This is a genomic window from Nocardioides convexus (assembly GCF_011090295.1).
Genome location: NZ_JAAMYA010000001.1, coordinates 630286 through 655381, shown reverse-complemented (window position 1 = coordinate 655381; position 25096 = coordinate 630286). Strand labels below are relative to the sequence as shown.

23 protein-coding genes and 13 pseudogenes are annotated in these 25096 nt (G+C 71.8%); 19 read left to right on the top strand and 17 right to left on the bottom strand.

What is annotated here, in order from left to right; all coding sequences use genetic code 11:
- The first annotated feature begins 54 nt into the window (after nt 1-54).
- From G5V59_RS04845 to G5V59_RS04830, 4 genes and pseudogenes are all read left to right on the top strand, one after another.
- A complete protein-coding gene (locus G5V59_RS04845; protein ID WP_341351130.1) occupies nt 55-606 on the top strand; it encodes a glycerophosphodiester phosphodiesterase family protein in 552 nt (183 codons plus the stop codon).
- Nucleotides 579-1211: pseudogene (locus G5V59_RS04840) on the top strand (MFS transporter); the annotation flags it as partial. The gene G5V59_RS04845 and the pseudogene G5V59_RS04840, both read left to right, overlap by 28 nt.
- 251 nt (nt 1212-1462) lie before the next feature.
- On the top strand, nt 1463-1951 hold the full coding sequence (locus G5V59_RS04835; RefSeq protein ID WP_278255759.1) for an MFS transporter: 489 nt from the start codon (nt 1463-1465) through the stop codon (nt 1949-1951).
- A 133-nt stretch (nt 1952-2084) separates the two neighbouring features.
- Entirely contained in the window at nt 2085-2474 is a 390-nt protein-coding gene (locus G5V59_RS04830; RefSeq protein ID WP_192686794.1) for an RNA polymerase-binding protein RbpA, read from the top strand.
- Between the two features lie 16 nt (nt 2475-2490).
- Here G5V59_RS04830 and G5V59_RS04825 read toward each other — a convergent pair whose 3' ends face one another.
- From G5V59_RS04825 to G5V59_RS04810, 4 genes and pseudogenes are all read right to left on the bottom strand, one after another.
- Nucleotides 2491-2964 (bottom strand): FxsA family protein, encoded by a 474-nt coding sequence (locus G5V59_RS04825; RefSeq protein ID WP_278259643.1) that lies wholly within the window; start codon nt 2962-2964, stop codon nt 2491-2493.
- An 87-nt stretch (nt 2965-3051) separates the two neighbouring features.
- Nucleotides 3052-3766, bottom strand: a pseudogene (locus G5V59_RS04820) (polyprenol monophosphomannose synthase); the annotation flags it as partial.
- Complete coding sequence (gene lnt / locus G5V59_RS04815; protein WP_278255758.1) at nt 3756-5282, bottom strand: apolipoprotein N-acyltransferase; 1527 nt, start codon at nt 5280-5282, stop codon at nt 3756-3758. The gene lnt and the pseudogene G5V59_RS04820, both read right to left, overlap by 11 nt.
- A 445-nt stretch (nt 5283-5727) precedes the next feature.
- Nucleotides 5728-6190: pseudogene (locus G5V59_RS04810) on the bottom strand (Lrp/AsnC family transcriptional regulator).
- Nucleotides 6191-6271: 81 nt separating this feature from the next.
- On the opposite strand from G5V59_RS04810, the pseudogene G5V59_RS35725 reads away from it, so the two are divergent.
- The 15 genes and pseudogenes from G5V59_RS35725 to G5V59_RS04740 form a co-directional block, all read left to right on the top strand.
- Nucleotides 6272-6664, top strand: a pseudogene (locus G5V59_RS35725) (flap endonuclease); the annotation flags it as partial.
- A 142-nt stretch (nt 6665-6806) separates the two neighbouring features.
- The gene (locus tag G5V59_RS35720; protein WP_341350849.1) at nt 6807-7223 is read left to right on the top strand and encodes a 5'-3' exonuclease H3TH domain-containing protein; all 417 of its coding nucleotides are present in this window, start codon (nt 6807-6809) and stop codon (nt 7221-7223) included.
- A 314-nt stretch (nt 7224-7537) separates the two neighbouring features.
- On the top strand, nt 7538-7702 hold the full coding sequence (locus tag G5V59_RS04800; RefSeq protein WP_278259642.1) for a transporter substrate-binding protein: 165 nt from the start codon (nt 7538-7540) through the stop codon (nt 7700-7702).
- Nucleotides 7689-8615, top strand: coding sequence for a transporter substrate-binding protein (locus G5V59_RS04795; protein ID WP_278259641.1), 927 nt, complete (start codon nt 7689-7691; stop codon nt 8613-8615). Before G5V59_RS04800 ends, G5V59_RS04795 begins: the two co-directional genes overlap by 14 nt.
- A gap of 99 nt (nt 8616-8714) precedes the next feature.
- The gene (locus tag G5V59_RS04790) at nt 8715-9524 is read left to right on the top strand and encodes a hypothetical protein (RefSeq protein ID WP_278255756.1); all 810 of its coding nucleotides are present in this window, start codon (nt 8715-8717) and stop codon (nt 9522-9524) included.
- Nucleotides 9518-11359, top strand: a complete 1842-nt coding sequence (locus G5V59_RS04785; protein WP_278255755.1) for an ATP-binding cassette domain-containing protein — start codon at nt 9518-9520, stop codon at nt 11357-11359. The genes G5V59_RS04790 and G5V59_RS04785 overlap by 7 nt, the downstream gene beginning before the upstream one ends.
- Entirely contained in the window at nt 11283-12119 is an 837-nt protein-coding gene (locus G5V59_RS04780; protein WP_278255754.1) for an ATP-binding cassette domain-containing protein, read from the top strand. Before G5V59_RS04785 ends, G5V59_RS04780 begins: the two co-directional genes overlap by 77 nt.
- A 56-nt stretch (nt 12120-12175) precedes the next feature.
- Nucleotides 12176-12429: pseudogene (gene ureA, locus G5V59_RS04775) on the top strand (urease subunit gamma).
- Between the two features lie 10 nt (nt 12430-12439).
- A complete protein-coding gene (gene ureB, locus G5V59_RS04770) occupies nt 12440-12778 on the top strand; it encodes an urease subunit beta (RefSeq protein ID WP_278255753.1) in 339 nt (112 codons plus the stop codon).
- Nucleotides 12771-13076, top strand: a pseudogene (gene ureC / locus G5V59_RS04765) (urease subunit alpha); the annotation flags it as partial. The gene ureB and the pseudogene ureC, both read left to right, overlap by 8 nt.
- Nucleotides 13077-13092: 16 nt before the next feature.
- Nucleotides 13093-14010: pseudogene (locus tag G5V59_RS04760) on the top strand (urease subunit alpha); the annotation flags it as partial.
- Nucleotides 14011-14080: 70 nt separating this feature from the next.
- On the top strand, nt 14081-14482 hold the full coding sequence (locus G5V59_RS04755) for a hypothetical protein (protein ID WP_278255752.1): 402 nt from the start codon (nt 14081-14083) through the stop codon (nt 14480-14482).
- Nucleotides 14483-14581: 99 nt separating this feature from the next.
- Nucleotides 14582-14932 (top strand): annotated as a pseudogene (locus G5V59_RS04750) (urease accessory UreF family protein); the annotation flags it as partial.
- A 334-nt stretch (nt 14933-15266) separates the two neighbouring features.
- Nucleotides 15267-15848, top strand: coding sequence for a GTP-binding protein (locus G5V59_RS04745; RefSeq protein WP_341350848.1), 582 nt, complete (start codon nt 15267-15269; stop codon nt 15846-15848).
- Nucleotides 15832-16581, top strand: a complete 750-nt coding sequence (locus G5V59_RS04740) for a hypothetical protein (protein ID WP_278255751.1) — start codon at nt 15832-15834, stop codon at nt 16579-16581. The genes G5V59_RS04745 and G5V59_RS04740 overlap by 17 nt, the downstream gene beginning before the upstream one ends.
- Here G5V59_RS04740 and G5V59_RS04735 read toward each other — a convergent pair.
- The 13 genes and pseudogenes from G5V59_RS04735 to G5V59_RS04670 all read right to left on the bottom strand — a co-directional run.
- Nucleotides 16565-17197, bottom strand: a pseudogene (locus G5V59_RS04735) (ABC transporter substrate-binding protein); the annotation flags it as partial. The gene G5V59_RS04740 and the pseudogene G5V59_RS04735 overlap by 17 nt on opposite strands.
- The gene (locus G5V59_RS04730) at nt 17194-17511 is read right to left on the bottom strand and encodes an ABC transporter substrate-binding protein (protein WP_278255750.1); all 318 of its coding nucleotides are present in this window, start codon (nt 17509-17511) and stop codon (nt 17194-17196) included. The pseudogene G5V59_RS04735 and the gene G5V59_RS04730, both read right to left, overlap by 4 nt.
- Before the next feature lie 790 nt (nt 17512-18301).
- Nucleotides 18302-18958, bottom strand: a pseudogene (locus G5V59_RS04725) (NUDIX domain-containing protein); the annotation flags it as partial.
- Between the two features lie 1010 nt (nt 18959-19968).
- Entirely contained in the window at nt 19969-20478 is a 510-nt protein-coding gene (locus tag G5V59_RS04715; RefSeq protein ID WP_278255749.1) for a hypothetical protein, read from the bottom strand.
- The gene (locus G5V59_RS04710) at nt 20475-21374 is read right to left on the bottom strand and encodes a DEAD/DEAH box helicase (RefSeq protein WP_278255748.1); all 900 of its coding nucleotides are present in this window, start codon (nt 21372-21374) and stop codon (nt 20475-20477) included. Before G5V59_RS04710 ends, G5V59_RS04715 begins: the two co-directional genes overlap by 4 nt.
- Nucleotides 21371-21517 carry a hypothetical protein gene (locus G5V59_RS04705; RefSeq protein ID WP_278255747.1) on the bottom strand — a complete coding sequence of 49 codons (147 nt, stop codon included), beginning with the start codon at nt 21515-21517 and terminating at the stop codon, nt 21371-21373. The genes G5V59_RS04710 and G5V59_RS04705 overlap by 4 nt, the downstream gene beginning before the upstream one ends.
- Nucleotides 21514-22242 carry a diacylglycerol kinase family protein gene (locus G5V59_RS04700; RefSeq protein WP_278255746.1) on the bottom strand — a complete coding sequence of 243 codons (729 nt, stop codon included), beginning with the start codon at nt 22240-22242 and terminating at the stop codon, nt 21514-21516. Before G5V59_RS04700 ends, G5V59_RS04705 begins: the two co-directional genes overlap by 4 nt.
- A gap of 9 nt (nt 22243-22251) precedes the next feature.
- A complete protein-coding gene (locus tag G5V59_RS04695) occupies nt 22252-22761 on the bottom strand; it encodes a twin-arginine translocase subunit TatC (protein WP_341351129.1) in 510 nt (169 codons plus the stop codon).
- 121 nt (nt 22762-22882) lie between these two features.
- Nucleotides 22883-23038 (bottom strand): annotated as a pseudogene (locus tag G5V59_RS04690) (twin-arginine translocase subunit TatC); the annotation flags it as partial.
- Between the two features lie 205 nt (nt 23039-23243).
- A pseudogene (gene tatA, locus G5V59_RS04685) lies at nt 23244-23378 on the bottom strand (twin-arginine translocase TatA/TatE family subunit); the annotation flags it as partial.
- Nucleotides 23379-23455: 77 nt separating this feature from the next.
- Nucleotides 23456-23915: pseudogene (locus G5V59_RS04680) on the bottom strand (WYL domain-containing protein); the annotation flags it as partial.
- 53 nt (nt 23916-23968) lie between these two features.
- Nucleotides 23969-24313, bottom strand: coding sequence for a hypothetical protein (locus G5V59_RS04675; RefSeq protein ID WP_278259638.1), 345 nt, complete (start codon nt 24311-24313; stop codon nt 23969-23971).
- A gap of 162 nt (nt 24314-24475) precedes the next feature.
- Nucleotides 24476-25063, bottom strand: coding sequence for a WYL domain-containing protein (locus G5V59_RS04670; protein WP_278255745.1), 588 nt, complete (start codon nt 25061-25063; stop codon nt 24476-24478).
- Nucleotides 25064-25096 lie beyond the last annotated feature (33 nt).

Below are 25096 nucleotides of genomic sequence, written 5' to 3'. Positions count from 1 at the left end.
ACGAGGTGCTGGACCGGGTGACCGACCAGCGGGGGGCGATCCGCGAGACTCACCCTGGCCGAGGTACGACGCGCGCGGATCGGCGGCCGGGAGGAGGTCCCGACCCTGGTCGACCTGCTCGACGCGTTCCCCGCGGCCCGGTTCAACATCGACCTCAAGTCCGACGACGCGGTCGCCCCGCTGGCGACACTCGTGCGCGAGCGGGACCTGTGGGACCGGGTGCTCATCGGGTCCTTCTCGCGGCGCCGGATCCGCCGGTTCCGGGCGCTGACCGAGGGCCGGGTGCCGACGGCGGCCGACCCGTTCGAGGTGCTGGTCTACCGGCTCTCCCCCACCGCCGCGATCGCGAAGGCGATCGCCGGGGCCCGCTTCGCCGCCTTCCAGGTGCCGCACCGGCGTGGCCGGATCACCGTCGTCACCCCGGGCCTGGTCCGACGGGCGCACGCAGCCGGGCTCCAGGTGCACGTGTGGACCATCGACGACCCGGCCGAGATGGACGACCTGCTCGACCGCGGGGTCGACGGGCTCTTCACGGATCGCACCGACCTGCTCAAGGATGTGCTCCAGGGGCGCGGCCAATGGTGGTCCGCGCAGGGAGGGAACTGATGTCGATCGCGGACCTGGGACCGCTGAACCGGGCGCGGGAGCAGCGCGCCTGGTACTTCACCGACTGGGCCGCCTCGGCGTTCCAGACGACCGTCGCGGGCGTGCTCTTCGCGCCGTACCTGATCAGCGTCGCCGAGAACGCCGTCGGCGAGCACGGGCGGCTGCACGTGCTCGGGCTCTCCATCGCGCCGGGGTCGCTGCCGTCGTACGTCATCACCCTCTCGACCGTGCTCAGCGTGTTCTTCTACCCGGTGATCGGCGCCTACGCCGACCGGATCGCGCGCAAGCCCGACCTCATGGTCGCGTTCTCGTGGATCGGTGCGGCCGCGGCCGGTGCGCTCTTCTTCATGAGGGGCGAGAACTGGCTGTTCGGCAGCCTTGCCTTCATCGTGGCCAACCTCGCCGGCGGCGCCGCGATCGTGGTCAGCGACTCCGTCCTTCCGCTGATCTCCACCGAGGCCGAGCGTGACCGTGTCTCCTCCAAGGGCTGGGCCTACGGCTACGCCGGCGGCGGGCTGCTGCTCGCCGTGAACTTCCTGGTCGTGAGCTTCCACGACAGCCTCGGCATGGACAAGGAGATGGCGGTCCGGCTGTCCCTGCTGTCGGCTGCGGTGTGGTGGGCGGCCTTCATGGTCATCCCCTGGCGCGGCATCCGCCGGCACGAGCCGGTGGCGGTCGAGGCGGTCGAAGGTGGCGTGCTGACGCGGTCCTTCGGCCAGGCTGTGGGCCACGCTGAAGGACCTGCGCAACTACCCCGTCGCGCTGACCTTCCTGGTGGCGTACCTCTTCTTCAACGACGGGATCCAGACCGTCATCAACTCCGCCTCGACCTTCGGCACCAAGGAGCTCGGGTTCGGTGACGGCTTCGTGCTCGGCACCTACCTGCTGGTCCAGACTCGTCGGCATCGGCGGCGCGATCTGGTTCGCGCGGGTCGCGGGGCGCCACGGCGCGAAGAAGGTCATCCTCGCCGGGCTGGCCGGCTGGATGGCGATCGTGACGGTGGCACTGGTGGTCCCGGAGAAGAAGATGGTGGCCTTCCTCCTGCTCGGCGTGGCGATCGGCATCGTGCTGGGCGGCACCCAGGCGCTCGCGCGCTCCTACTTCTCGCTGTTCATCCCGCGCGGCAAGGAGGCGGAGTACTTCAGCCTCTACCACGCGATGGACCGGGGCACGTCCTGGTTCGGCACGCTGACGTTCGGGCTCGTCTACCAGTTCAGCGGCTCCTACCGCCCGGCGATCTTCGCGCTGATCGTCTTCTTCGTGCTCGGCGGTCTGATCCTGCTGCGCGTGGATACCGCTCGGGGGATCCGGGACGCCGGGAACGAGCGGCCGGCCGTCATCTGAGCTCGCGGGTTCGACGTGCGGTCCGGTGGCCGATCTGGCACTGTGATCTGATCTGACAATCGCTTATGGTTGGAACTTTTTCCGCCCGGGTAGCGTTGTCAGATCGAGACGAAACACGGGAGGTGGATGTCGTATGGCTGAGCGGACACTGCGTGGCGCCCGACTGGGAGGCCAGTCGTTCGAGGACGAGCGTGGCATCGAGTTCGCGGCCCGGCAGCAGGTGGGCTACCGCTGTCCCCAGGGGCACGACTTCGAGATCACCATGTCCATCGAGGCCGAGGTCCCCGCGATCTGGGAGTGCCCGCGCTGCGGCCTGGAGGCCGAGAGCACCGCAGGCATCGAGCGCGAGGTCAAGGTCGAGAAGCCGCAGCGCACCCACTGGGACATGCTGCTCGAGCGGCGCTCGGAGAAGGAGCTCGAGGAGATCCTCACCGAGCGGCTGGAGCTGCTGCGCGGCGGCGAGATCGGCCCCGCGCACCTGCACCGTGCCAACGCACGCAAGAAGAAGCCCGCGAAGGCCTGAGCGCCTCGCGCGGAGGCTAGTCCTCCTCGACCACCTCGCCCTGGACCACATCCGGTCCGGGGCGAGTGGCATTTCCAGGTCCGCCCGCGCCCGGGTAGGCCCGGATGCTGACCCGGGAGACCGCGTACGACGTCAGCAGGCGCCGGAACAGCGGCCGGGTGAACGGCAGGATCAGCAGGATGCCGAAGGCGTCCGTGACGAAGCCGGGGCTGAGCATCAGCGCGCCGCCGAGCACGATGAGGGCGCCGTCGGCGAGCTCGCGGTGCGGCATCCGCCCGGTCTCGATCCTCTCGCGCAGCGCCTCCCAGGCGCGCCGGCCCTCCCGCTTGATCAGCCAGGTGCCGAGGATGCTGTCGAGGACGAGCAGCAGGATGGTCCACCAGGGACCGATGACCTGACCGACCTGGATGAGGACGTAGATCTCCAGGATCGGCACCACCAGGAAGACGAGCAGCAGCAGCGCCGCCACCCGCCGTCCGCGCCGGCTCATCGGTGCCTCGTCGGTGTCATCGGGTGGAGACCAGGCTCCCGGCCGGTCGTGGGACGGCCCTTGAGTCTGCTGCCAGCGCTCGCGCAGGCCCCAGGCGGTGATCCGCTTGAGGGACTCCAGGGCCACCTGGCCGCTCATCTTGGACTCCCCGCGCACCCGCTCGACGAACTCGATCGGCACCTCGCGCACGGTCAGCCCGGCGTTGAGGGTGCGGCTGACCAGGTCGGTCTGGAAGACGTAGCCGGTCGAGCGCACCTCGTCGAGGTGGATCTTCTCCAGCGTCGTACGACGGAACAGGCGGTAGCCCGCCGTCGCGTCGCGGACCGTGATGCCGAGCAGCGTGCGCACGTAGAGGTTGCCGCCGCGGGAGAGCGCCTCGCGCTGCCAGGGCCAGTTCACGACCGACCCGCCGGGGATCCAGCGCGAGCCGATCACCAGGTCCGCCGAGAGGAGTCCGGAGAGGAGCCGCTGCAGCCTGCTCGGGCTGGTGGGAGCCGTCGGCGTCCATCTCGCCGATCACGTCGTAGCCGCGCTCCAGGGCCCACCCGAAGCCGGCGAGGTACGCCGCGCCGAGGCCGCCCTTGCTCGTTCGGTGCAGCACGTGCACCTGGCTGTCCGCGGCCGCCAGGCCGTCGGCGATGTCGCCGGTTCCGTCCGGGGAGCCGTCGTCGACGACGAGCACGTCCACCGTGGGCTGCGCGGCACGCAGGCGCCCGACGATCCAGGCGATGTTGGCCGCCTCGTTGTACGTCGGGACGACCATCACGACTCGGCCGAGGTCGGGGGTGTGGTCAGCAAGCATCGGTGGGCTCCTTCGCCGGAACGTGCACAGGTCCGGCAAACTCTCGCCCTCGACGGTACGCGATGGCACCAGCGACGAGAGCGCCAAGGGTCGATCCGGTGAACAACCGGGTGGGCCAGGCGCCCAGCCGCATCGCCGGGGTGAGGCCCGTGCTCAGCCCGACCTGCTCCGAGAGCACCGCTGTGGAGCGGATGCCGGCGGTGTCCACGACCGAGCCGTCGGGGCGGATGATGCCGGTGCGGCCGTTGGTCGAGGCCACCGTGAGCCAACGCCCCGCCTCGATGGCGCGGAGCCGGGTGATGGCGAACTGCTGCTCGATCTGGTGGGTGAAGATGAAGGCTCGCGTTGCTGGTCTGCACGGTGAGCAGGCTGGGCGCCGGCCCGCACCTGCGGGGGCATCACGTCGTCGTAGGCGACGTCGAAGCAGATCGCGTCCGCCACCGGGATCCCCGCCACGCGCAGGGGCGCGGTGCTGGTGCCGCTCTTCATGTCCCGGGTGATCAGGGCGAGCCTGGCCGAACTTGGGGTCCCAGATGTCGCGGAAGGGGATGTACTCGCCGTACGGCACGGGGTGGTGCTTGGTGTAGCGCTCCCCCGCGCCCGTCACCGGGTCCCACACGATGCCCTGGTTGAGGATGTGCTGGGGGCCGTCGTCGACGATCGCACCGACCACGACCGGCACCCCGACGGCTTCCACGGCACGCAGGATCATCGCGTTCACCGGGACGTCGGCGAAGGGGTCGACCGCCGTGGAGTTCTCCGGCCAGAGCACGAAGTCCGGCCGTGGCTGCTGGCCCGCGGCGACCTCCTGGGCCAGCCGGACGGTCGCGTCCACGTGGTTCTCGGTGACGCCCTGCGGGTCGTAGAGGATGTCGTTGCCCGGACCCGGCACGTCGCCCTGCACGACCGCCACCCGCGCGGTCCCGCTCTCGCTCACGGTGAAAGGCCACACCGCGGGTCCGACGAAGACCACCAGCAGCCCGACCACTGCCGCCACGTGCGGCAGGGTGCGCTCCTCGACCGCCCGGGCGAGCAGGAAGCCGAGCAGCGCCAGCAGGAAGGACAGCCCGGTCATTCCGGCGTACGCCACCATCGGCGCGGCCGGGGTGTCGATGGCGGCGAAGGAGAGCCGGCCCCACGGCATCCCGCTGAACGGGAACCCGCTGCGCACCGTCTCCATCGTCGTCCACGCCGCCGCCAGCCACACCGGCCACCACGGCAGGCGCCGCAGCAGCGGGGTCGCCAGGCCCAGCAGGCCGTAGAACGCCGCCTCGATGCCCGCCAGGGCCGCCCAGGCGTCCGGGCCGACGGAGGTGCGCATCCACGCGATGTGGGTGAAGTAGAAGGCGATCCCGAACAGCAGGCCGACCAAGCCGGCGCGTCGCACCGTCAGGTCGCGGGTGACCAGCGCGAAGGCCGCGACGCCGAAGGGCAGCAGCCACGGCAGGGCCAGCGGCTCGAAGGACGCGGTGAGGAGGAATCCTCCGAGGACCGCGAGGAACGAGCGCTGCAGCACGACGAGAGCCTAGTCGGCGCACGCGAGCCGGGGTCGCTCACCCGCGCGTGGTCCTCAGGCACGGAGGGGGTCGGGGTGCCTTCGGACCATCCCGGCGTTCCGCTGGCTGCGGACGTCGCGACGTTGTCTAGGGCGACCCCGAGCCCCTCCGGTCCGCTCTCGAGGAGCGAACCGACCTCCGCGAACCGTGTTCGGGAGGAGCCTGGTGCGACTCCCCCGACGTGACGGCCACTCGGACGTCGGTCCGCCGGCCACGACCTGCACGAGCGAACGGTTCCGTACTTTTGTCAGCCGGAAGCCCGCTGTCAACCGGCCGCTGACCTGCGGTGATACGCGTTCTCGCAGGTCAGGAAGGCGCCCCTGCGAGCGAAAAAATCTCAGAAAATCGGCGGTAGAACCGGCGTGTCGCACCGCGCCACGCCGACGATGCCGCTAGAGGGCTGCGTCAGCGGACCGGGCGGTTCTCGTAGTACGTCGAGAGCACCATCGTGGTGCGGGTGGAGACGTTGGCGGCGGCGCGGATCCGCGCGAGCAGGCCCTCCATCTCGGCGGGCGAGGTGGTGCGCACCTTGAGCACGTAGGACTCCGCGCCGGCGACCGACCAGCAGGACTCGATCTCCGGCATGCCGACGAGCCGCTCCGGGCAGTCGTCGGGCGCGGAGGGGTCGATCGGCCGGATCGCGATGAAGGCGGTGAGCGGCAGGCCGATCTCGGCGTAGTTGACCGTCGCGCCGTAGCCCAGGATCAGCCCGCGCTGCTCGAGCCGCTTGACGCGCTGGTGCACGGCGGAGGTGGAGAGCCCCGTGGCCCGCCCGAGGTCGGTGTAGGACATCCGTCCGTCCTTGGCCAGGAGCCTCCAGGATCTGCCGGTCGGTCGACTCGACCGCGGGACCGTTGCTCTGACTCACGCGGGCCACCCTAGCCCTGACCGGAGCGATCCGACGGCGACGCGCCACCATCCGGTCACGGAGGCAATAGGCTCCGTCCCGATGACGACCACGAACCCGCGCCTCCTCCTGCTCGACACCGCCAGCCTCTACTTCCGGGCCTTCTTCGGCTCCCCCGAGATCCTCGCGCCCGACGGCACCAACGTGAACGCCGTGCGGGGGCTGCTCGACTACATCTCCCGGTTGGCCGAGCAGTACCAGCCGACCCACCTGGTCTGCTGCTGGGACGACGACTGGCGCCCGCAGTGGCGGGTGGACCTGCTGCCGTCGTACAAGGCGCACCGGGTGGTGACGGAGGTCGCCGGCGCACCCGATGTCGAAGAGGTTCCGGACCCGCTGGAGCTCCAGGTGCCGGTCATCCGCGAGGTGCTGGCCGCCTTCGGGATCCCGGTCGTCGGCGCGCCCGGTTACGAGGCCGACGACGTGATCGGCACCCTCGCCACCGGTGCCGGCCTGCCGGTCGACGTGGTGACCGGAGACCGCGATCTCTTCCAGGCTGGTCGACGACGAGGCCCAGGTCCGGATCCTGTACGTCGGCCGCGGGGTCGGGCGGCACGAGAAGGTCGACGAGGCCTGGGTGCTGGAGAAGTACGCCGTGCGCGCGGACCAGTACGCCGACTTCGCGACCCTGCGCGGAGACGCCTCCGACGGCCTGCCGGGCGTCAAGGGCGTGGGCGAGAAGACCGCGGCGTCGCTGCTGCAGAAGTACGACGACATCGCCGGGGTGCGCGCGGCCGCCGAGGACCCGGGCAGCGACCTCGGTCCGGGACCGCGCGCGAAGATCAAGGACGCTGCGCCGTACCTGGAGGTGGCGCCGCGGGTCGTCGCGGTGGCCCGCGACCTCGACCTGCCGCGCGGGGACGCGCTCGCGCTGCCGGCCTCCCCCGCCGATCCCGGCCTCCTGGCGGAGCTCGCGGAGCGCTGGGGACTCAGCAGCCCGGTGACCCGGCTGACCGGCGTGCTGGCCGCGCTGGGGGACGCCCGCGGCATGTAACACCGATTTCATTCCATTTGGTACTAGTTCGAAATCAGCCCTTCCTAGGTTCGTCGTCACCGGGGCCCGGCGTCGTGCCCCAAGGCCCAGCACCCGCCTCCCGAGAGGGCGGGTCCGATGACCGAAGGGTTGTCCCACGTGACGATTTCCCGCGCCCGTCTTGCGACCGGCACCGTCCTCGCCCTCACCGCGGCACTCAGCCTGAGTGCCTGCGGGGGCTCCAAGTCCGGAGAGTCGAGCGCAGCCGAGAGCCTGCGTCGACACCTCCGGAGACACCATCGAGGCTCGGGTTCCTCAACTCCACCTCGGGAGCCATGGCGATCAGCGAGCAGACCGTTCGCGACTCGCTCGCGATGGCGGCGGAGGAGATCAACGCCAGCGGCGGCATCCTCGGCAAGAAGATCGAGCCGGTCGTCGAGGACGGCGCCAGCGACCCGGCCGTCTTCGCCGAGAAGATCGAGAAGCCTGCTGACCGGTGACTGCGTCGCCGCGGTCTTCGGCGGGTGGACCTCGGCCTCCCGCAAGGCCATGCTCCCCGTGGTGGAGGCCGACAACGGCCTGCTGTTCTACCCGGTGCAGTACGAGGGCCTGGAGGCCTCGAAGAACATCTACTACACCGGCGCCACCACCAACCAGCAGATCATCCCGGCGATGGACTTCTTGAAGTCCAAGGGCGTCAAGACCCTCTTCCTCGCCGGATCCGACTACGTCTTCCCGCGCACCGCGAACAAGATCATCAAGCAGTACGCGAAGCAGGCTCGGCATCGAGATCGTCGGCGAGGAGTACGTCCCGCTCGACGACGACGACTGGACCACGCAGGTCTCCAAGATCGTCAAGGCGAAGCCGGACTTCGTCTTCAACACGATCAACGGCTCCTCCAACGTCGGCTTCATCAAGGCCTACTACGAGCAGGGCCTGAGCCCGAAGACCTCGCCGATCATCTCGGTCTCGATCGCCGAGGAGGAGGCGCCGGCGATGGGCAAGGACGTCACCGGCCAGTTCGCCGCGTGGAACTACTTCGAGTCGGTGAAGAGCCCGGCGAACGAGAAGTTCATCAAGGCCTTCCAGGCCAAGTACGGCGCCAAGCGCCCCACCTCGGACCCGATGGAGGCGGCGTACACCTCGCTGTACCTCTACAAGGCGCTGGTCGAGAAGGCCGACTCCTTCGACGTCGACAAGATCAACGAGGGCGCCGACGGCGTCTCCTTCGACGCACCCGAGGGCACCGTCACCATCGACGGCGAGAACCACCACATCGCCAAGACCGGCCTCATCGGGCGGATCAACTCCGACAACCAGTTCGACGTCGTCTGGTCCTCGGAGAAGCCGATCGAGCCGGACCCCTTCCTCAAGGGCTACGACTGGTGGGACCCGAGCGGCAAGTGACCTGATCCGGCACGGCCGGACCAGGCTCAGCCTCCCCCTCCCGGGGGTGCCCCGCTCGCGCAGCGGGGCACCTCCGGGCTCTGCCCCTCAGGAGACCCTTCGTCGTGGATGCCTTCACCACCCCGCTGCTCGCCGGTACGGCGACCGGCGCGCTCCTCCTCATCGCCGCGCTCGGCCTGGCCCTCACCTTCGGCCAGATGGGCGTCATCAACATGGCGCACGGCGAGTTCCTCATGGCCGGCGCCTACACGACCTACCTCACCCAGCAGGTCGTCACGAACACCGACCTCTCCCTGCTGGTCGCCCTGCCCGCGGCGTTCCTCGTCGCGGGGGCGCTCGGCCTGCTGCTGGAGGTGGCGATCATCCAGTGGATGTACCGCCGCCCGCTCGACACGTTGCTGGTCACCGTCGGGGTGAGCCTGCTCCTGCAACAGGCTCGCCAAGGACGTCTTCGGCGCCCAGGGCGACCCGGTCCACACGCCGGGCTGGCTCGACGGCAACGTCGACGTCTTCGGCTACCACTGGCCCTACCGGCAGATGTTCACCGTCCTGCTGGCGGTCGCGGCCCTCGCCGGGCTCGGGGCGATGCTGAGGTACACCGCCTACGGCCGCCAGATCCGCGCCACCGTGCAGAACCGCGACCTGGCGGAGACCATGGGCGTCTCCACCCGGGCGGTCGACCGGGTCACCTTCTTCGTGGGCTCCGGCCTGGCCGGGGTGGGCGGCGTGGCCGTGTCGCTGATCTCGGGGACGAACCCGAACCTCGGGACGACGTACATCATCTCGGCGTTCCTGGTGGTCGTCGCCGGCGGCCTCGGCCGACTCAAGGGCACCGTCATCGCGGCCTTCGTGGTCGGCGTGGTCGGCGCCTACTTCACCGACTGGTTCAGGCTCGAGCCTGGCGCAGGTGCTGACCTTCGCCCTGGTCGTGGTGTTCCTCCAGGCTCAGGCCGCAGGGCCTGTTCACCGTCCGGACGAGGGGTCTCGCATGAAGCACCTGCAGGCGAGCGCGCGGACCTGGGCTCCGCTGCTGGCGATCGCGCTCCTGGCCGTCGTCCTCATCGTGGTGGCTCCGGCCGTGCTGAGCCCGTTCCGGCTCAACAACCTCGGCAAGTACGTGTGCTGGGCGATCGCGGGCGTCGGCATCGGCCTCGCCTGGGGCCGCGGCGGCATGCTCGTCATGGGCCAGGGCGTCTTCTTCGGCCTCGGCGGCTACGCGATGGCGATGCACCTCAAGCCTGGAGGCCGCGATGGCCACCGGCGGCCCGGACGCCATCCCCGACTTCATGGTGCTCTACGGCGACGGCACCATGCCCGGCTGGTGGGAACCCTTCCGCAGCGGGCCGTTCACCCTGTTCGCCATCGTCGCCGTCCCGGCCGTCGCGGCGACGCTGCTCGGCTGGGCGATCTTCAAGCGGCGGGTCAAGGGCGCCTACTTCGCGATCCTCACCCAGGCGCTGGCGGTCGCCTTCGCCACGCTGCTCGTGGCGACGATCAAGCAGACCGGCGGGTTCAACGGGCTCAACCAGTTCACCCAGTTCTTCGGCTACAACCTCTACGACCCGGTCAACAAGCGGATGATCTACTCGATCGCCGCGAGCGTGCTGATCGTGTGCCTGGTCGTGGTGTGGCAGGCTCTACCGCAGCCGCTTCGGCGAGTCTGCTCGTCGCCACCCGGGACGCCGAGGAGCGCGTGCGCTTCCTGGGCCACGACCCGGCCAACATCAAGTCTGGTCGCCTTCGTGGTGGCGGCGGTGATGGCGAGCGTGGGCGGTGCGCTCTTCGCGCCGATCACCGGCATCATCTCCCCCTCCGACGTGGACGCCACCGCCTCGATCTTCCTGATCGCGGGGGTCGCGCTGGGCGGACGGGCACTCCTGCTGGGTCCGGCACTGGGCGCACTGGCCGTGGGCTACGGCCGCACCTCGCTCTCGGAGTCCTTCCCCGACCAGTGGACCTACTTCCTCGGCCTGCTGTTCATCGTGGTCATCCTGTTCTTCCCCGCGGGGCTGGGCAGCGCGTGGTCCCAGGTGACGGCACGGCTGCGCAAGCAGAAGGCGGTGGCGTCGTGAACGACGACTACCTGGAGGTGCGCGGGCTGAGCGTGTCCTTCGACGGCTTCACCGCGGTGGACGCGGTCGACCTGACGCTGCTGCAGGGCCGGCTCCACTTCCTCATCGGCCCCAACGGCGCCGGCAAGACCACCCTGGTCGACGCCGTCACCGGCCTCGTGCCCGGTACCGGCTTGGTCCGCTACCGCAACAAGGACCTGTTGAGGACCAAGTCGCACCGCATCGTGCGTGCCGGCATCGGTCGCACCTTCCAGACCGCGACGGTGTTCGAGGGGCTGAGCGTCCTGCAGAACCTCGACATCGCCGGCGGCGTGCACCGGCCGGCCTGGCGCATGCTCCTGGCCCGGCGCGGCACGCCGTCGTACGTCGAGGAGGCGCTGGAGACGATCGGGCTCTCCCACCTGCGCGACAGGCCGGCGGGCGTGCTGGCGCACGGGCAGAAGCAGTGGCTGGAGATCGGCATGCTGCTCGTGCAGGACGCCCGGGTGATGCTGCTCGACGAGCCCGTCGCCGGGATGAGTGCCGAGGAGCGGGAGCAGACCGGCGAGCCTGCTGCGCCGCATCGGCCGCGAGCGCACCATCGTCGTCATCGAGCACGACATGGAGTTCGTGCGCAGCTTATGCCGACGTCGTCACCGTGCTGCACGCCGGCAAGGTGCTGGCCGAGGGCTCGGTGACCGAGATCCAGGCCGATCCGCGGGTCCAGGAGGTCTACCTGGGCCGGACCCCCGACCCGATCGAGGAGACCGACCATGCTTGAGCCTGCGCGGGGTGACGGCCGGCTACGGCCGTACCCGGGTCCTGGAGGACGTGTCGCTGGCGGTGCCCGAGGGCGGCGCCGTCGCCGTGATGGGCCACAACGGCGCCGGGAAGACCACGCTGCTGCGGGTCGCCGTGGGACTGCTGCCGGTGATGCGCGGCCAGGTGCTCGTCGACGGCGAGGACGTGACCCGGCTGCGCCCCAACAAGCGGGTACGACGCGGGGTCGGCTACGTCCCCCAGGGCCAGCTGTGCTTCCCGCAGATGACGACCCTGGAGAACCTCCAGGCTCGTCACCACCGACAAGGCGGCGATCGATGGGGTGCTGGACACCTTCCCGGCTCTGCGCGGCCTGCTCGCCCGCCGTGCGGGGCTGCTCTCCGGCGGCCAGCGACAGCGAGCTTCTCGATCGCGCGCACCCTGCTGACCCGGCCCCGCCTGCTGATCCTCGACGAGCCGACCGAGGGCATCCAGCCCAATGTCGTCGCCGAGATCGAGGCGGTCATCACCGACCTGACCGCGCGCGGCGACCTCTCGGTGCTCCTCGTCGAGCAGCACGTGGGCTTCGCGCTGCGCAGCACGGACTCCTACTACGTCCTGGAGTCCGGCCGGGTGACGTCGAGCGGCGAGGGCGGACCCGGGGCGCTGGACGCCGTCCGCGCGGCGATGGCGGTCTGAGTCGATGCACCTGACTCCCGCGGACACGGAGAAGGCTGCTGCTCAGCGTCGCCGGGATGGTCGCCCGCGACCGCCTGGCCCGGGGCGTGCTCCTGAACTACCCCGAGACCGTCGCCCTGCTCTCCTGCTGGGTGATCGAGGAGGCCCGGGCCGGCGCCATGGTCACCGAGCCTGATGGAGCGCGGACGCGACGTGCTCACCCGTGACCAGGTGATGGCCGGCGTCGCCGAGATGCTCGTCGACGTCCAGGTCGAGGCCACCTTCCGCGACGGGCGCAAGACTCGTCACCCTCCACCACCCGATCGCCTGAGGAGCCGCAGATGGGAATCGTGACCGACGGACCGGGCGCCGTACGGACGGGCGAGGGGACGGTCGTGCTGAACGGCGACCGCTCCCCCGCCGAGCGTCTCGTGCTGGTGGTGACCAACACCGGCGACCGGCCGGTGCAGATCGGCTCGCACGTGCACCTGCCCGACGTGAACCCCGCCCTCGCCTTCGACCGGGCGGCCGCCCACGGCTTCCGCCTCGACATCGCCTCCGGCACGTCGCGGCGCTTCGAGCCCGGCGCCTCCCAGGAGGTGGCGGCGGTGGCGCTGCGCGGGGCGCGGATCGTGCCGGGCATCCAGGTGCGCGACGGCGAGGGGGCGCTCGATGGTTGAGATCTCCCGGGCGGAGTACGCCGCGCTCTACGGGCCGACCGTCGGCGACCAGGTCCGCCTCGGCGACACCGACCTGTGGATCGAGGTCGAGCGGGACCTCACGGCCGGCGGCGAGGAGGCGGTCTTCGGCGGCGGCAAGTCGATCCGCGAGTCGATGGCCCAGTCCACCCGGACCTCGGCCGAGGGCGCGCTGGACACGGTGATCACCAACGCCCTGGTGCTCGACCACTGGGGAGTCGTCCGCGCCGACGTGGGGATCCGGGCGGGCCGGATCGTCGCGCTCGGGCGGGCAGGCAACCCGGACGTCGCGGACGGTGTGCACCCCGAGCTCGTCATCGGCCCGGGCACCGACGTGGTCTCGGGCGAGGGCAGGATCCTCACCGCCGGGGCGATCGACATCCACGTGCACCTGCTCTCGCGCTCCCAGGCTGGTCGAGGCGCTGGCCACCGGCATCACCACGATCGGGGGTGGCGGGACCGGACCCTCGGAGGGCTCCAAGGCGACCACGGTGACGCCCGGGGCCTGGCACCTCGCCGCCGTGCACCGTGCCCTCGACACCGTGCCGCTCAACATCCTGCTGATGGGCAAGGGGAACACGGTCAGTGCCGGTGGGCTGGCCGAGCAGGCGCTGGCCGGCGCCGCGGCGTACAAGGTCCACGAGGACTGGGGCGCGACCCCGGCCGCGATCGACGCCTCGCTGCGCGCGGCCGACGAGTTCGGCCTGCAGGTCGCCCTGCACTCCGACAGCCTCAACGAGGCGGGGTACGTCGAGTCCACGATCGGCGCCATCGGCGGGCGGGGGATCCACGCCTTCCACGCCGAGGGCGCCGGCGGCGGCCACGCACCGGACATCCTCACGGTCGCCTCGCTGCCGCACGTCATCCCCGGCTCGACGAACCCGACCCTGCCGCACACCGTGAACACGGTGGCCGAGCACCTCGACATGCTGATGGTCTGCCACCACCTCAACCCCCAGGTGCCCGAGGACCTCGCCTTCGCCGAGTCCCGGATCCGGGCCACGACCATCGCGGCGGAGGACCTGCTGCACGACATCGGCGCACTGTCGATCACCTCCTCCGACGCCCAGGCGATGGGCCGCATCGGCGAGGTGATCTGCCGCACCTGGCAGGTCGCGCACGTCATGAAGCACCGGTACGGCGCGCACGGCGACCTCGCCGAGGGCCCCGCCGACAACGCCCGGGCCCGGCGGTACGTCGCGAAGTACACGATCAACCCGGCCGTCGCCCACGGCATCGACCACGAGGTCGGCTCGGTGGAGCCCGGCAAGGCTGGCCGACCTCGTGCTGTGGGACCCGCGCTTCTTCGGCATCCGGCCCCAGGTGGTGATGAAGTCCGGGACCCTCGTGTGGGGTGCGCTCGGGGACCCGAACGCCTCGATCCCGACGCCGCAGCCGGTGCTGATGCGCCCCACCCTGGTCGAGGACGGCAGCAACCACGCCGTCACCTTCGTCTCCCCCGCCGCGCTCGCCGACGGGCTCGCCGATCGGCTCGGGCTGCGTCGCCGGCTCGCGGAGCCTCCGGCCGACCCGCGCGGTGACCAAGGCCGACATGGTCAACAACACCGCGCTGCCGCGCATCGACATCGACCCGGAGACCTTCGCGATCGACGTCGACGGCGAGCGCGTCGTCCCGTCCCCGGCGACCGAGTTCGCCGCTGGCGCAGCTTCTACGCGATGTTCTGAGCGCCCGTGACCCACCCCGACCTCCTCCTGCTGCTGCTCGCCGATGCGCGCCTGCCCGTCGGCGGGCACACCCAGTCGGGCAGCCTGGAGGGCGCGGTGATGGCGGGCCTCGGGACGGCGGACGTCCCGTCGTACCTGCGCGCGCGTCTGCTCGGCGTCACCCGCACCGAGGCCGGGACCGCGGTGGCGGCGCGGCACTGCGTCGCCAGCGGCGGCAGCCTGGCCGAGGTCGACCGGGCGTGGCAGGCGCGCACCCTCACCCCCGCGCTGCGCGCGGCCTCGCGCACCCAGGCGCTCGCCCTGCTCCGGCTGGCCCGCGGGCTGTGGCCCGCGATCGGCGGCGTCGGCCTCCCGGAAGCCCCGGGCCGGGCCACCGTCCTCGGGGCGCTCGGCGGGCTGCTCGGGCTCGGCTCCGAGCAGGTCGCCCGCCTCGTCGCCTACGACGACGTGCAGACCGTCTGCGCCGCCGCGCTCAGCCTGCTGCCGCTCGACCCGGCCGTCGCCACCGGCTGGGTGGCGGGTGCCCTGCCCGCCGTCGAGGACGTGGTGGCCGCCGTCGCCGGCATCAAGGGCGCCACCGAGATCCCGGCGGTGGCCTCCCCCAGATCGAGGCGTGGGCACAGGCGCACGCCCGCACCACCAGGAGGTTGTTCCGTGCCTGAGCACACCCACCACGCCCCCCGCCCGCTGCGGCTCGGTGTCTGCGGACCCGTCGGTACCGGCAAGAGCTCGCTCATCGCGCTGCTGTGCCGCGAGGCTCTCCTCCCGGCTGGACCTGGCCGTGGTGACCAACGACATCTACACCGACGAGGACGCCCGTTTCCTGCGCTCCGCGGGGGTGCTGGCCGCGGAGCGGATCCGTGCCGTGGAGACCGGCGCCTGCCCGCACACCGCGATCCGCGACGACATCAGCGCCAACCTGGCCGAGGTGGAGACCCTCGAGGCGGACTACCCCGGACTCGACCTGGTCCTGATCGAGTCCGGCGGCGACAACCTCACCGCGACCTTCTCCCCCGCGCTGGTGGACGCGCAGGTGTTCGTGCTCGACGTCGCCGGCGGCGGCGACGTGGCGCGCAAGGGCGGGCCGGGCATCGAGCGCGCCGACCTGCTCGTGGTGAACAAGACCGACCTGGCGCCGTACGTCGGCGTGGACGTGGCCCGGATGCTGGCGGACGCCACCGGTGCCCGCGACGGCCGTCCGGTGATCGGGCTCTCCCGCCACGACCGGGCCTCCGTCGACGCGGTTCTGACGTGGGTGGACGGCATGCTCGCCGTGCACCGCACCGGTTCCTGGGTGCCGGTCGACCCCGGGCCGATGGCCCGGCACGTGCACGCCGACGGGACGGCGCATGCTCACCAGCACTGAGCGCCTGGGCCGGACCCGGCTGCGGGTCTCGCCCGGCGCCGGGAGCGGCCGGTGCCGGGTGCGCACCGCGACCACCCAGTCCGACGCGACCGCCTCGGTCGTGCGTCCGATGCTGGTGGCCCACGACCGGGACCGGGCGCGGGTGTCGCTGGTGCCGGAGGGCGCCCTGCTGCTGGCCGGCGACGCCGTGGAGGTCGACGTCAGCGTCGACGCCGGGATGAGCCTGGACCTGGTGGAGCCGGGCGGCACGGTCGCCTTCGACATGCGGGGCGCGACCGCCCGGTGGGACGTGCGGATCGAGACTCGGCACGGGTGCCCGGCTCACCTGGGCCGGCCTTCCGTTCGTGGTCTCGGAGGGCGCGGACGTCACCCGGTCGCTCCGCGTGCGCTGCGGCGAAGGCGCCCGGCTCCTGCTGCGCGAGGTGCTGGTGCTCGGCCGTTTCGGGGAGGCGCCGGGCCGCCTGCGCCAGACCACCACGGTCATCGACGACGAGAGCCGGCCGGTGCTGGTGGAGGACCTTCCGCTCGGCCCGGGCTCGACCGCGCTGCTGCTCGGCGGGCACCGGGTGCTGTCGTCGGTGCTGGCGCTGGGTGCCGAGCCTGCCGGACGACGACGACCCCGACCGCTTCGACCTCGCCACGCCCGGCGCCGTCCTGTGGCGCCGCCTGGGCCACCACGCGCACGAGGCCGAGTCTCGCCTCCGTGTGGCGCCAGGTCACCGGCGAGCGGTGAGGTGCCTCAGTGGACGCGCGCGATCTGCTGCTCGACCCGGAACTCCAGGCCGTCCGCGACGGCGAGGTAGACGTCCTGGTCGAGCAGGTTGCCGTCGAGGCGCACCAGCCCGCGCGGGCTGGAGTAGAAGTGCCCGCTCGGAAGGGCAGCCGCGGCGTCCACCGACAGCGAGCCGCACACGTCGCCGACCCGGGCGAGGAACATGATCGCCTCGAAGCACGACTCGCCCACGGCGTTGAGCGCCGGCGCCCAGCGGCCCCAGCGTGCGTAGTAGTCCCGGGCCAGGACCGAGGCTCTCCGCGGTCCCCAGCCCGTCGAAGTACGCCGCCGCGGCGTACAGGCCCTCGTTGGCCGCGGCGCCGCCGGCGAGCAGGGTGTTCTCCTCCACCGCCGGGCTGAGCCGCGGCAGCGCGGCTGTCAGGCCGGCGCGGGCGAACTGGCGGTTGAAGTGCACCGCGTCCTGCCCCATCAGCAGCATGATCACGCCGTCGACGGGCTGCCGCTCGAGGTCGGCGATGACCGGTGCGAAGTCGCTCGTGCCCAGCGGGACGTAGGTCTCGCTGACGACCTCCGAGGCGGTGTCCTGCAGGGCCAGCCGAGCCGTCGTACCGGTCACCCGGGGGAAGACGTAGTCGTTGCCGACGATCGCCCACCGTCCGACGCCGAGTCTCCTCGCGCATCCAGTGCGCGGCCGGCAGCAGCCTGGTTGATCGGGCGCTCGCCGATCATGAAGACACCGGGCGTCGGGTCCCCGCCCTCGTGCATCGCGGCGAAGGCGTAGACGACGCGTCCGCCGCCGACCCGGCGGGTGATCGCCTGGCGCACCGCGGAGATGTGCCAGCCCGCGACCGCCTCGACACGTCCGGAGTCGACCAGGCGGCCGACCTCCTCGGCGACCACCTCCGGCGCGCGGCCTCCGTCGACGACCACGAGCTCGACCTGCCGGCCGGTGATCCCGGAGCCGGCATTGAGTCTGCTCGGCCGCGAGACTCGGCGCAGGCCAGGCAGGACGGTCCGTAGATGCCGGTCGGTCCCTGCAGCGGGACCACCAGCGCGACGGGGAGGACCTCGTCCAGTCGGGTGCGGGGCACGGGACCTCCGTGCGGGCCGGGGCTGCGGCCGCCGGCGACGTTGCGGGCGAGGCGATCAACCGGAGCTTCTTGTGATCCCGCCTAGGATAGGCCCGACGCCGCGGCGTGGCAGCGTCGTCCCAGAGTTCGTGACGCATCCGAGCGAGGAGAGCGCCGTGACGCAGTCCGCACCGGCAGCGTTGGAGACGTCGAGCCTTGCCGTCCACGTGCGGCAGGTCGAGGCACGGCTGCGGCGGGTCCTGCAGCCTCTGCTCGACGACCACGGGCTGTCGATGGACCACTGGCGGATCCTCGCCGTGGTCGGCGCCTCCCCCGGTCTGGGGATGGCAGAGGTCGCGGCCCAGGCCGTCGTACCCGCTGCCAGCCTCACCCGGCACATGGACCGTCTCGTCGAGCACGGCCTCGTCGTCCGCCGGGTGGACGCGGGTGACAAGCGGCGGGCCGTCGTCGCGCTGTCGCCCCGCGGGGAGGAGTACGCCGCGCGTCTGCGCGCGGCCGAGGGGGACGCGGGCGCCTAGTCCAGCAGGCCCGCCGCGAGCAGCGCCGGGACGACGTGGTCGCGGATCGCCGGTCCGAGCCCGTGCTTGCCGGCACCGTCGATCCAGTCCAGCGCGGCGAGACTCGGCCTGCAGCCGAGGCTCGCCGTCGGTCTCGGCGAGGAAGACCGTCAGCCGCATCGGGACCCGCTCGATCGCGGCCGGCGCCTCGACGTCGAGGAAGTGGGTGGCGGCGCCCACGACGAGCCCGAGCTCCTCGTGGACCTCGCGGCGCATCGCCGCCTCCTGGGTCTCCCCCGGCTCCGGCTTGCCGCCGGGCAGGTAGAACACGTCCGGAGCCGCCTGCTTGCTGACCACCAGCAGCCGGCGCTCGCGCAGGATCACCGCGCCGGCGACGACGAGCGTCACGGGCCCGCGACGATCCCGCGCCGGAGCAGGCTTTGACCAGGCTCGCGTGCGGTGTCGCGCACCGGCGTACCCGCTGCGGCGTCGGCGATCTGGCCCGCGAAGTCGATGAGACTGCTTCATCTGGCGCACGAAGTCGCCGGCGGTCTGGTCGTTGCGGGTGATCACCTCGTCGAGGTCCTGCCCCTCCGCCCAGCGGTACGCCGTCCAGGCGAATCCGCCGTCCGGCTTGCGCAGGAAGTCGAGCCGGTGCGTGCGCTCCAGCCGCTCCAGGCTCCCCCACAACCGGGTCATCTCGTCGATGGTCACCCCGATCGCGCCCCCCGGCACGTTCGGCGGACCGTCCTCGGGACGGCGCGCCTCGTAGACCAGCGCCGAGAGCACGGCGCCGAGCCTGGGCGGGCGAGAGGTCGTCCCACAGCCCGGTGCGCAGCGACTCGGCGGCGACCAGGTCGAGGTCGGAGTAGATCCGCATCAGGCTGCGGCCCCGCTCGGTGACCTCGTCGCCGGCGAGGTACTCCAGCGCCTCCAGCACCTCGCACACCCGGTCGAAGGTCCGGGCGACGGTGTTGGTGCGCCGCTCGATGCGCTGCGCCAGGACCTGGGTGTCCTTCTCCAGGCTTGGCGTACCGCTCGGCCCAGCGCGCATGGTCCTCGCGCTCGGCACAGCCGTGGCACGGGTGCTCGCGGACCTGGGCCCGCAGCGCGGCGATCTGCTGGGCGGTCTCGGCGTCGACGGGACCTCGCTCGGACTTCGGCCGGGTCACCGACAGCGGGAGGCCGCGCACCGCCTCGCGCACCGCCTGGGCGACGTCCTTGCGCTGGTGCGGGTTGCGCGGGTCGAGCTTGCGCGGCGAGCTGATCCTCGCGACCGGCTCGACGGGCGTCGGGAAGTCCATCATCGCCAGCCGGCGGCCCTGCCGCTCGGCGGTGATCACCAGCGGCCGGTGGCCGTGCTCGGACAAGCCGGGATCGACGATGACCGCAGGCCCCGCGAACTTGCCGACCGGTACGACGACGACGTCCCCCGGCTGCAGCCGCTCCAGGGACGCCTCCGCCTCGCTGCGCCGGTCGTGCCGGCGGACCTTGCTGGCCTCCTTCTCCGACTCCGAGATCCGGCGCCGCAGCCCGGCGTACTCCAGGAAGTCGCCGAGGTGGCACTGCGCTGCCTCGGCGTACCCGGCCAGGGCGTCCTCGGCCTTGCGCTGCTGCCGGGCCAGACCCACGACGGCGCGGTCGGCCTGGAACTGCGCGAAGGACTGCTCCAGCAGGCTCGCGGGCGCGGTGCCGGCCGTAGGAGTGCACCAGGTTGACCGCCATGTTGTACGACGGCCGGAAGGACGAGCGCAGCGGATAGGTCCGCGTCGAGGCGAGGCCGGCGAGGTCGCGCGGGTTCATGCCCGGCTGCCAGAGCACGACGGCGTGGCCCTCGACGTCGAGGCCACGGCGTCCGGCGCGACCGGTGAGCCTGGGTGTACTCCCCCGGCGTGATGTCGGCGTGCGTCTCGCCGTTCCACTTCGACAGACTTCTCCAGGACCACGGTGCGGGCGGGCATGTTGATGCCCAGGGCGAGGGTCTCGGTGGCGAAGACGATCTTGACCAGCCCGCGCAGGTAGAGCCCTCGACGCACTCCTTGAACGCCGGCAGCATCCCGGCGTGGTGGGCGGCGATGCCGCGCGAGGCCGCGTCGAGGAAGTCGTGGTATCCGAGCACGTGCAGGTCGTCGGAGGGCAGGCCGCCGAGGGTGCGCTCGACGTAGGCGATGGCGTCGTCGCGCTCCTCGGGGTCGGTGAGCCGCAGGTTGGCCTCGAGGCACTGCTTCACGGCCGCGTCGCAGCCGGCCCGGCTGAAGATGAAGTCGATGGCCGGGAGCAGGTTCTTGCGCTCCAGGCTGGTCGATCACGTCGATCCGGCTCGGGATCCAGATCCGGCGCCCGTTGCCGACGTTGCGACTGCCCGGCGCGCCCTGACGGCCGCGCGCGCCCTTCGGCGTACGACGGTCCTTGAGCCGGCTGGACGCCCAGTCGTCGCGGGCCAGACTTCATCAGGCTCGTCGTTGACCGGTGCGCCCTCGCGAACGAAGCCGGCGGCGGCGTCCACGTCGGAGGAGGCGAACAGGTCGAGCAGACGCCGCCCCACCATCACGTGCTGGAACAGCGGCACCGGACGGCGCTCGGCGACGATCGTGCGGGTCGAGCCGCGCACCGTCTCCAGCCACTCGCCGAACTCCTCGGCGTTGGACACGGTCGCCGACAGCGAGACCACCGACACCGACTCGGGCAGGTGGATGATCACCTCCTCCCACACCGCGCCGCGGGCCCGGTCGGCGAGGTAGTGCACCTCGTCCATCACCACGAAGCCGAGGCCGACCAGCGTGCGCGAGCGTGCGTAGAGCATGTTGCGCAGCACCTCGGTCGTCATCACGACCACCGGCGCCTCACCGTTGACCGTGGTGTCGCCGGTGAGCAGGCCGACCTGGTCGGCGCCGTACCGGTCGACGAGGTCGCTGTACTTCTGGTTCGACAGCGCCTTGATCGGCGTCGTGTAGAAGCACTTGCGTCCGGTCTCCAGCGCGAGGTGGACCGCGAACTCCCCCACGACGGTCTTGCCGGCACCGGTCGGCGCGGCGACCAGCACGCCGTCGCCGTCCTCGACGGCCTTGCAGCCCTCGACCTGGAAGTCGTCGAGCGGGAAGGCGTAGCCGGCCGCGAAGTCGCGGAAGACCGGGTGCCCCTTGTCGCGCCGGTACGCCGCGTAGCGCTCCGCCGCGCTCGGTCCGTCGTCCATCGCCCCGCTCATGCGCGCACCCGCAGGGCGCCGGGGACGGCCTCGACGGTGAGCGGCAGGGGGCCGAAGCGCTCCCCGTCGGCGTACCCGACGATGCCGGCGCTGGCGACCGTCACCCGCTTGACCCGGTGGTGCTCGTACTGCGGATGGTTCACGTGGCTCCCGTCGAAGAGCCTTCGGAAAGGTGCGGAGCAGCTGCACGCGGCTGACCGGCTTGATCAGGACCACGTCGAGCAGGCCGTCGTCGAGCCTCGGCACCGTGCGTGATCCGCAGCCCGCCGCCGAAGGAGGGGCCGTTGCCCACCGCGACCAGCATCGCCTCGGTCGCCGCTCGACGCCGTCGAGCTCCAGCACGTAGCGCAGCGGCTGGAAGGTCCGCAGGCTCCGCCACCGTCGCGAGGTTGTAGCGCATCTGCCCCTTGGGCCAGCGCATCCGGTTGGCCCGCTCGTTGACGACCGCGTCGAAGCCGGCGGCCAGGACCCCGGCGAAGTACCGGTCCCCGATCCGGGCCAGGTCGATGCTCCGGGTGCTCCCGGTGATGATCCGGCCGACCGCGGCAGCACCGTCCCCGAGCGGTACGCCGACCGAGCGTGCGAAGTCGTTGCCCGTCCCGGCCGGCAGCACACCCAGCGGTACGTCGGTGCCGGCGAGCGCCTGGAGGGCGATGTTGACCATCCCGTCACCCCCGCACACGACGAGGACGTCGGGCCGCTCGGCCACCGCGACCCGGGCCAGGTCCTGCGCGTCCTCGGCGCTGCGGCTGGTGAGCGCCGTGGTCTGCCACCCGGCTCCGTGGAACCGGGGCAGCGCCTCGTCCAGCACCCGCATCGCACGTCCCTTGCCCGAGGTCGGGTTGGTCAGGACGACGGCGCGGGGCACGGGGAAAGGCTATCCCCGGCTCACAGGTCGAGCGGACTCGCCTCGTCGGGCGACAGGCCTGCGTTGACGGACCGGTTGGCGCGACGCCGGTCGTTGAAGCGGGCGATCACCTCGGAGACGAGGAACAGCAGCACCATCGGAACGGCCATGAAGGCTCATCGTGAACGGGTCACCGGAGGGCGTCATGACGGCGGCGAAGATGAAGGTGCCGACGATCATCCACGGCCGGTGCGCGCCCAGCGACTTGCCCTTGACGATTCCCGCGAGGTTGAGCAGCACCACGAAGACCGGGATCTCGAAGGCGATGCCGAAGCCCAGCAGGGTGCGGATGAAGAACGACAGGTAGTCGTTGAACTCCACCAGGTTCGTCAGGTCCGCCTGGGTGAACCCGATCAGGATCTCCAGGCCCTTGGGCAGGGTGAGGTAGCCCAGGACGATGCCGATGATGAAGAGCGGGCCGGCGATCACCGCGAACACCAGGGTCCACTTCTTCTCCTGACGGTGCAGCCCGGGCAGGATGAACGCCCAGATCTGGTAGAGCCAGATCGGGCTGGTGGCGATGATGGCGGTGAGCCCGCACGAGCTTGAGGTAGAGCAGGAACGGTCCGCCGATGCCGTTGGCCGTGGCCATCGTGCGGTCCGCGCCGAGCGCCTCCCGCGCCTGCTGGTAGGGCTCGTTGATGACCGCGAAGATCGGGTCGAAGAAGAAGAGTGCGACGACGAAGGCGACGAGGATCGCGAACGCCGACTTCAGCAGGCGGGCGCGCAGACCACGCAGGTGGTCCGACAGTGCCATCCGGCCGTCGGAGCCGACGGGATGGAGGGGCTTGCCGATGAAGAGCCGGGCGACCCCGGTCAGCGACATGGAGAGGGACCTGCGGTCGGGTCAGGCGTTCTTCTCGCGCGTCTCGTCGACGATCTCGCCCTCGGCGATCTCCTCGGAGGTCGCGAGGCTGGCTCGGCGGGGTGGGCTTCGCCGGCGGGGCGGCCTCCTCGTCGTCGCGCAGGCCCTTGGTCTCGGCCTTGAAGATCCGCAGCGCCTGGCCGGTGCCGCGGGCGAGGTCGGGCAGCTTGGCCGCGCCGAACACGAGGACCACGATGGCCAGGATCACGAGCCACTCGGCGCCCTGGGGCATTCCGATCAGGGAAAACATCGTGGAGGACCAACTCTCGCTTCTCAGGTGCAACGGACTCCACCCATGCTACGCCCCCCTCACCCGTAGAGGCTGAGGGTCTCCTGTGCACGTGCGGTGAAAGACTCGGTGAACTCTGCCGGACGCACGACCACGGCGTACGGCGCCAGGCGCAGCAGCAGGCGGTCGAGCCAGCGCCGGTCGACCACCACGAGGTCCACCTCCGCCGAGCCGTCGGGCTCGTTGCGGACCGCGCGGACCGGGTAGTACTCCGTCGCCCAGCGCGCCTCCGGCGCCAGCCGCAGGGTGACGACGACGTGCTCGTCGCCCTCGAGGTCGGTGAAGAGCCCGCTGCTCAGGTCGCGCGGGGGCCGCGGGTCGGTCGCGGTCGGGCTGTCGAGCACCTCGAGCCTTGGTGATCCGGTCCAGGCGGAACAGCCGCTCCCCCTCGGCCCGGTGGCACCAGGCGTCGAGGTAGGAGAAGACGCCGTGGGTGACCACCCCCCGCGGGTCCACCAGCCGCTCGGACTCCTCGTCGCGCGAGGGCACCCAGTAGGTCAGCCGGACCTGCCGTCCCGCCGCGGCCGCGTCGGTCAGGCTGGCGGGTGCGGTCGGCGATCGCGACCTGCTCGGCGTCGCGCGGCGAGGGCGTCACGTCCACGTGGGCGGCGCCCGCCGTCGCGGCCGCTCCCTCCAGGCTTGTCGAGGACGCGGCCCACCAGGGCGCGATTCTCACCGGTCGAGGTGTCGCGCAGCATGCGCAGGGCCACGATGATCGCCGATGCCTCGGTCGCGCTGAGCCGCAGTGGCCGGGCGAGGTACTCCGCGTTCTCCACCCGGATCATGCCCTCGGTGATCGCACCGCCCTGCTCGGTCTGGATGGCGTCCATGTCGACGTCGATCAGGTCGTCGGGCAGTCCGCCCGGGAGCCCGCACATGAAGAGCACCTTGAGGTCGCGCAGCACCTGCTCCGAGTCTGGTGCCGAGCAGCCGCGCCGCCTCGTCGAGCCGTACGCCGTCGCGGTGGTGCAGGAAGGGCACCAGCGTGAGCAGCCGGGCTACCTGGTCGCGGGCGCCCGACGCGGGCAGCGCCGTGCGGCTCATGCGACCACCCGCCGCAGCCGGTCCACGACCTGCGCGCGCACTGCAGCGGGCTCCACCAGCACCACGTCCGGGCCGTGCGCCAGGACCTCGTCGGCGAGACCGATGGCCGGGCGCACCAGCTCGACGCGGTCCCAGCGGGTCCGCACGTCCGGGCCTGGTACGCCGGTCTCGACCCGCGCCGCGGCGCGCCGGAGGCCGTGGCCCGCACCCTCGCGGACCAGGAGCACCGCGTGCTCGGTCGCGCTCGGCGGGGCCAGCCGGCGGGCGATCTCGCGCACGTCGGTGTCGGGCGGCACGTCGTAGGCGCCGGGGAGACCGACGGTGCGCACCTCACCCTGGACCCGGGAGAGCCGGAAGACCCGTTCCGCCTGCCGGTCGAGGTCGAAGCCCACGACGTACCACCGGCCGGTGGAGCGGACCACGCCCCACGGCTGGACGCGGCGACGGCTCGGGGCGTCGGCGCCGGGGCGCTGGTAGTCGAAGGCGATCTCCATGCGCTCGCAGACCGCGAGCCAGCAGGTCTCGAAGCCCGGCTCCTCCGCGGTCAGCAGCGGCTGGGCGATGTCGAGGGCGTCCAGGTCCACGTCGATGCCCGCGGCCGACAAGCTTGCGCACCG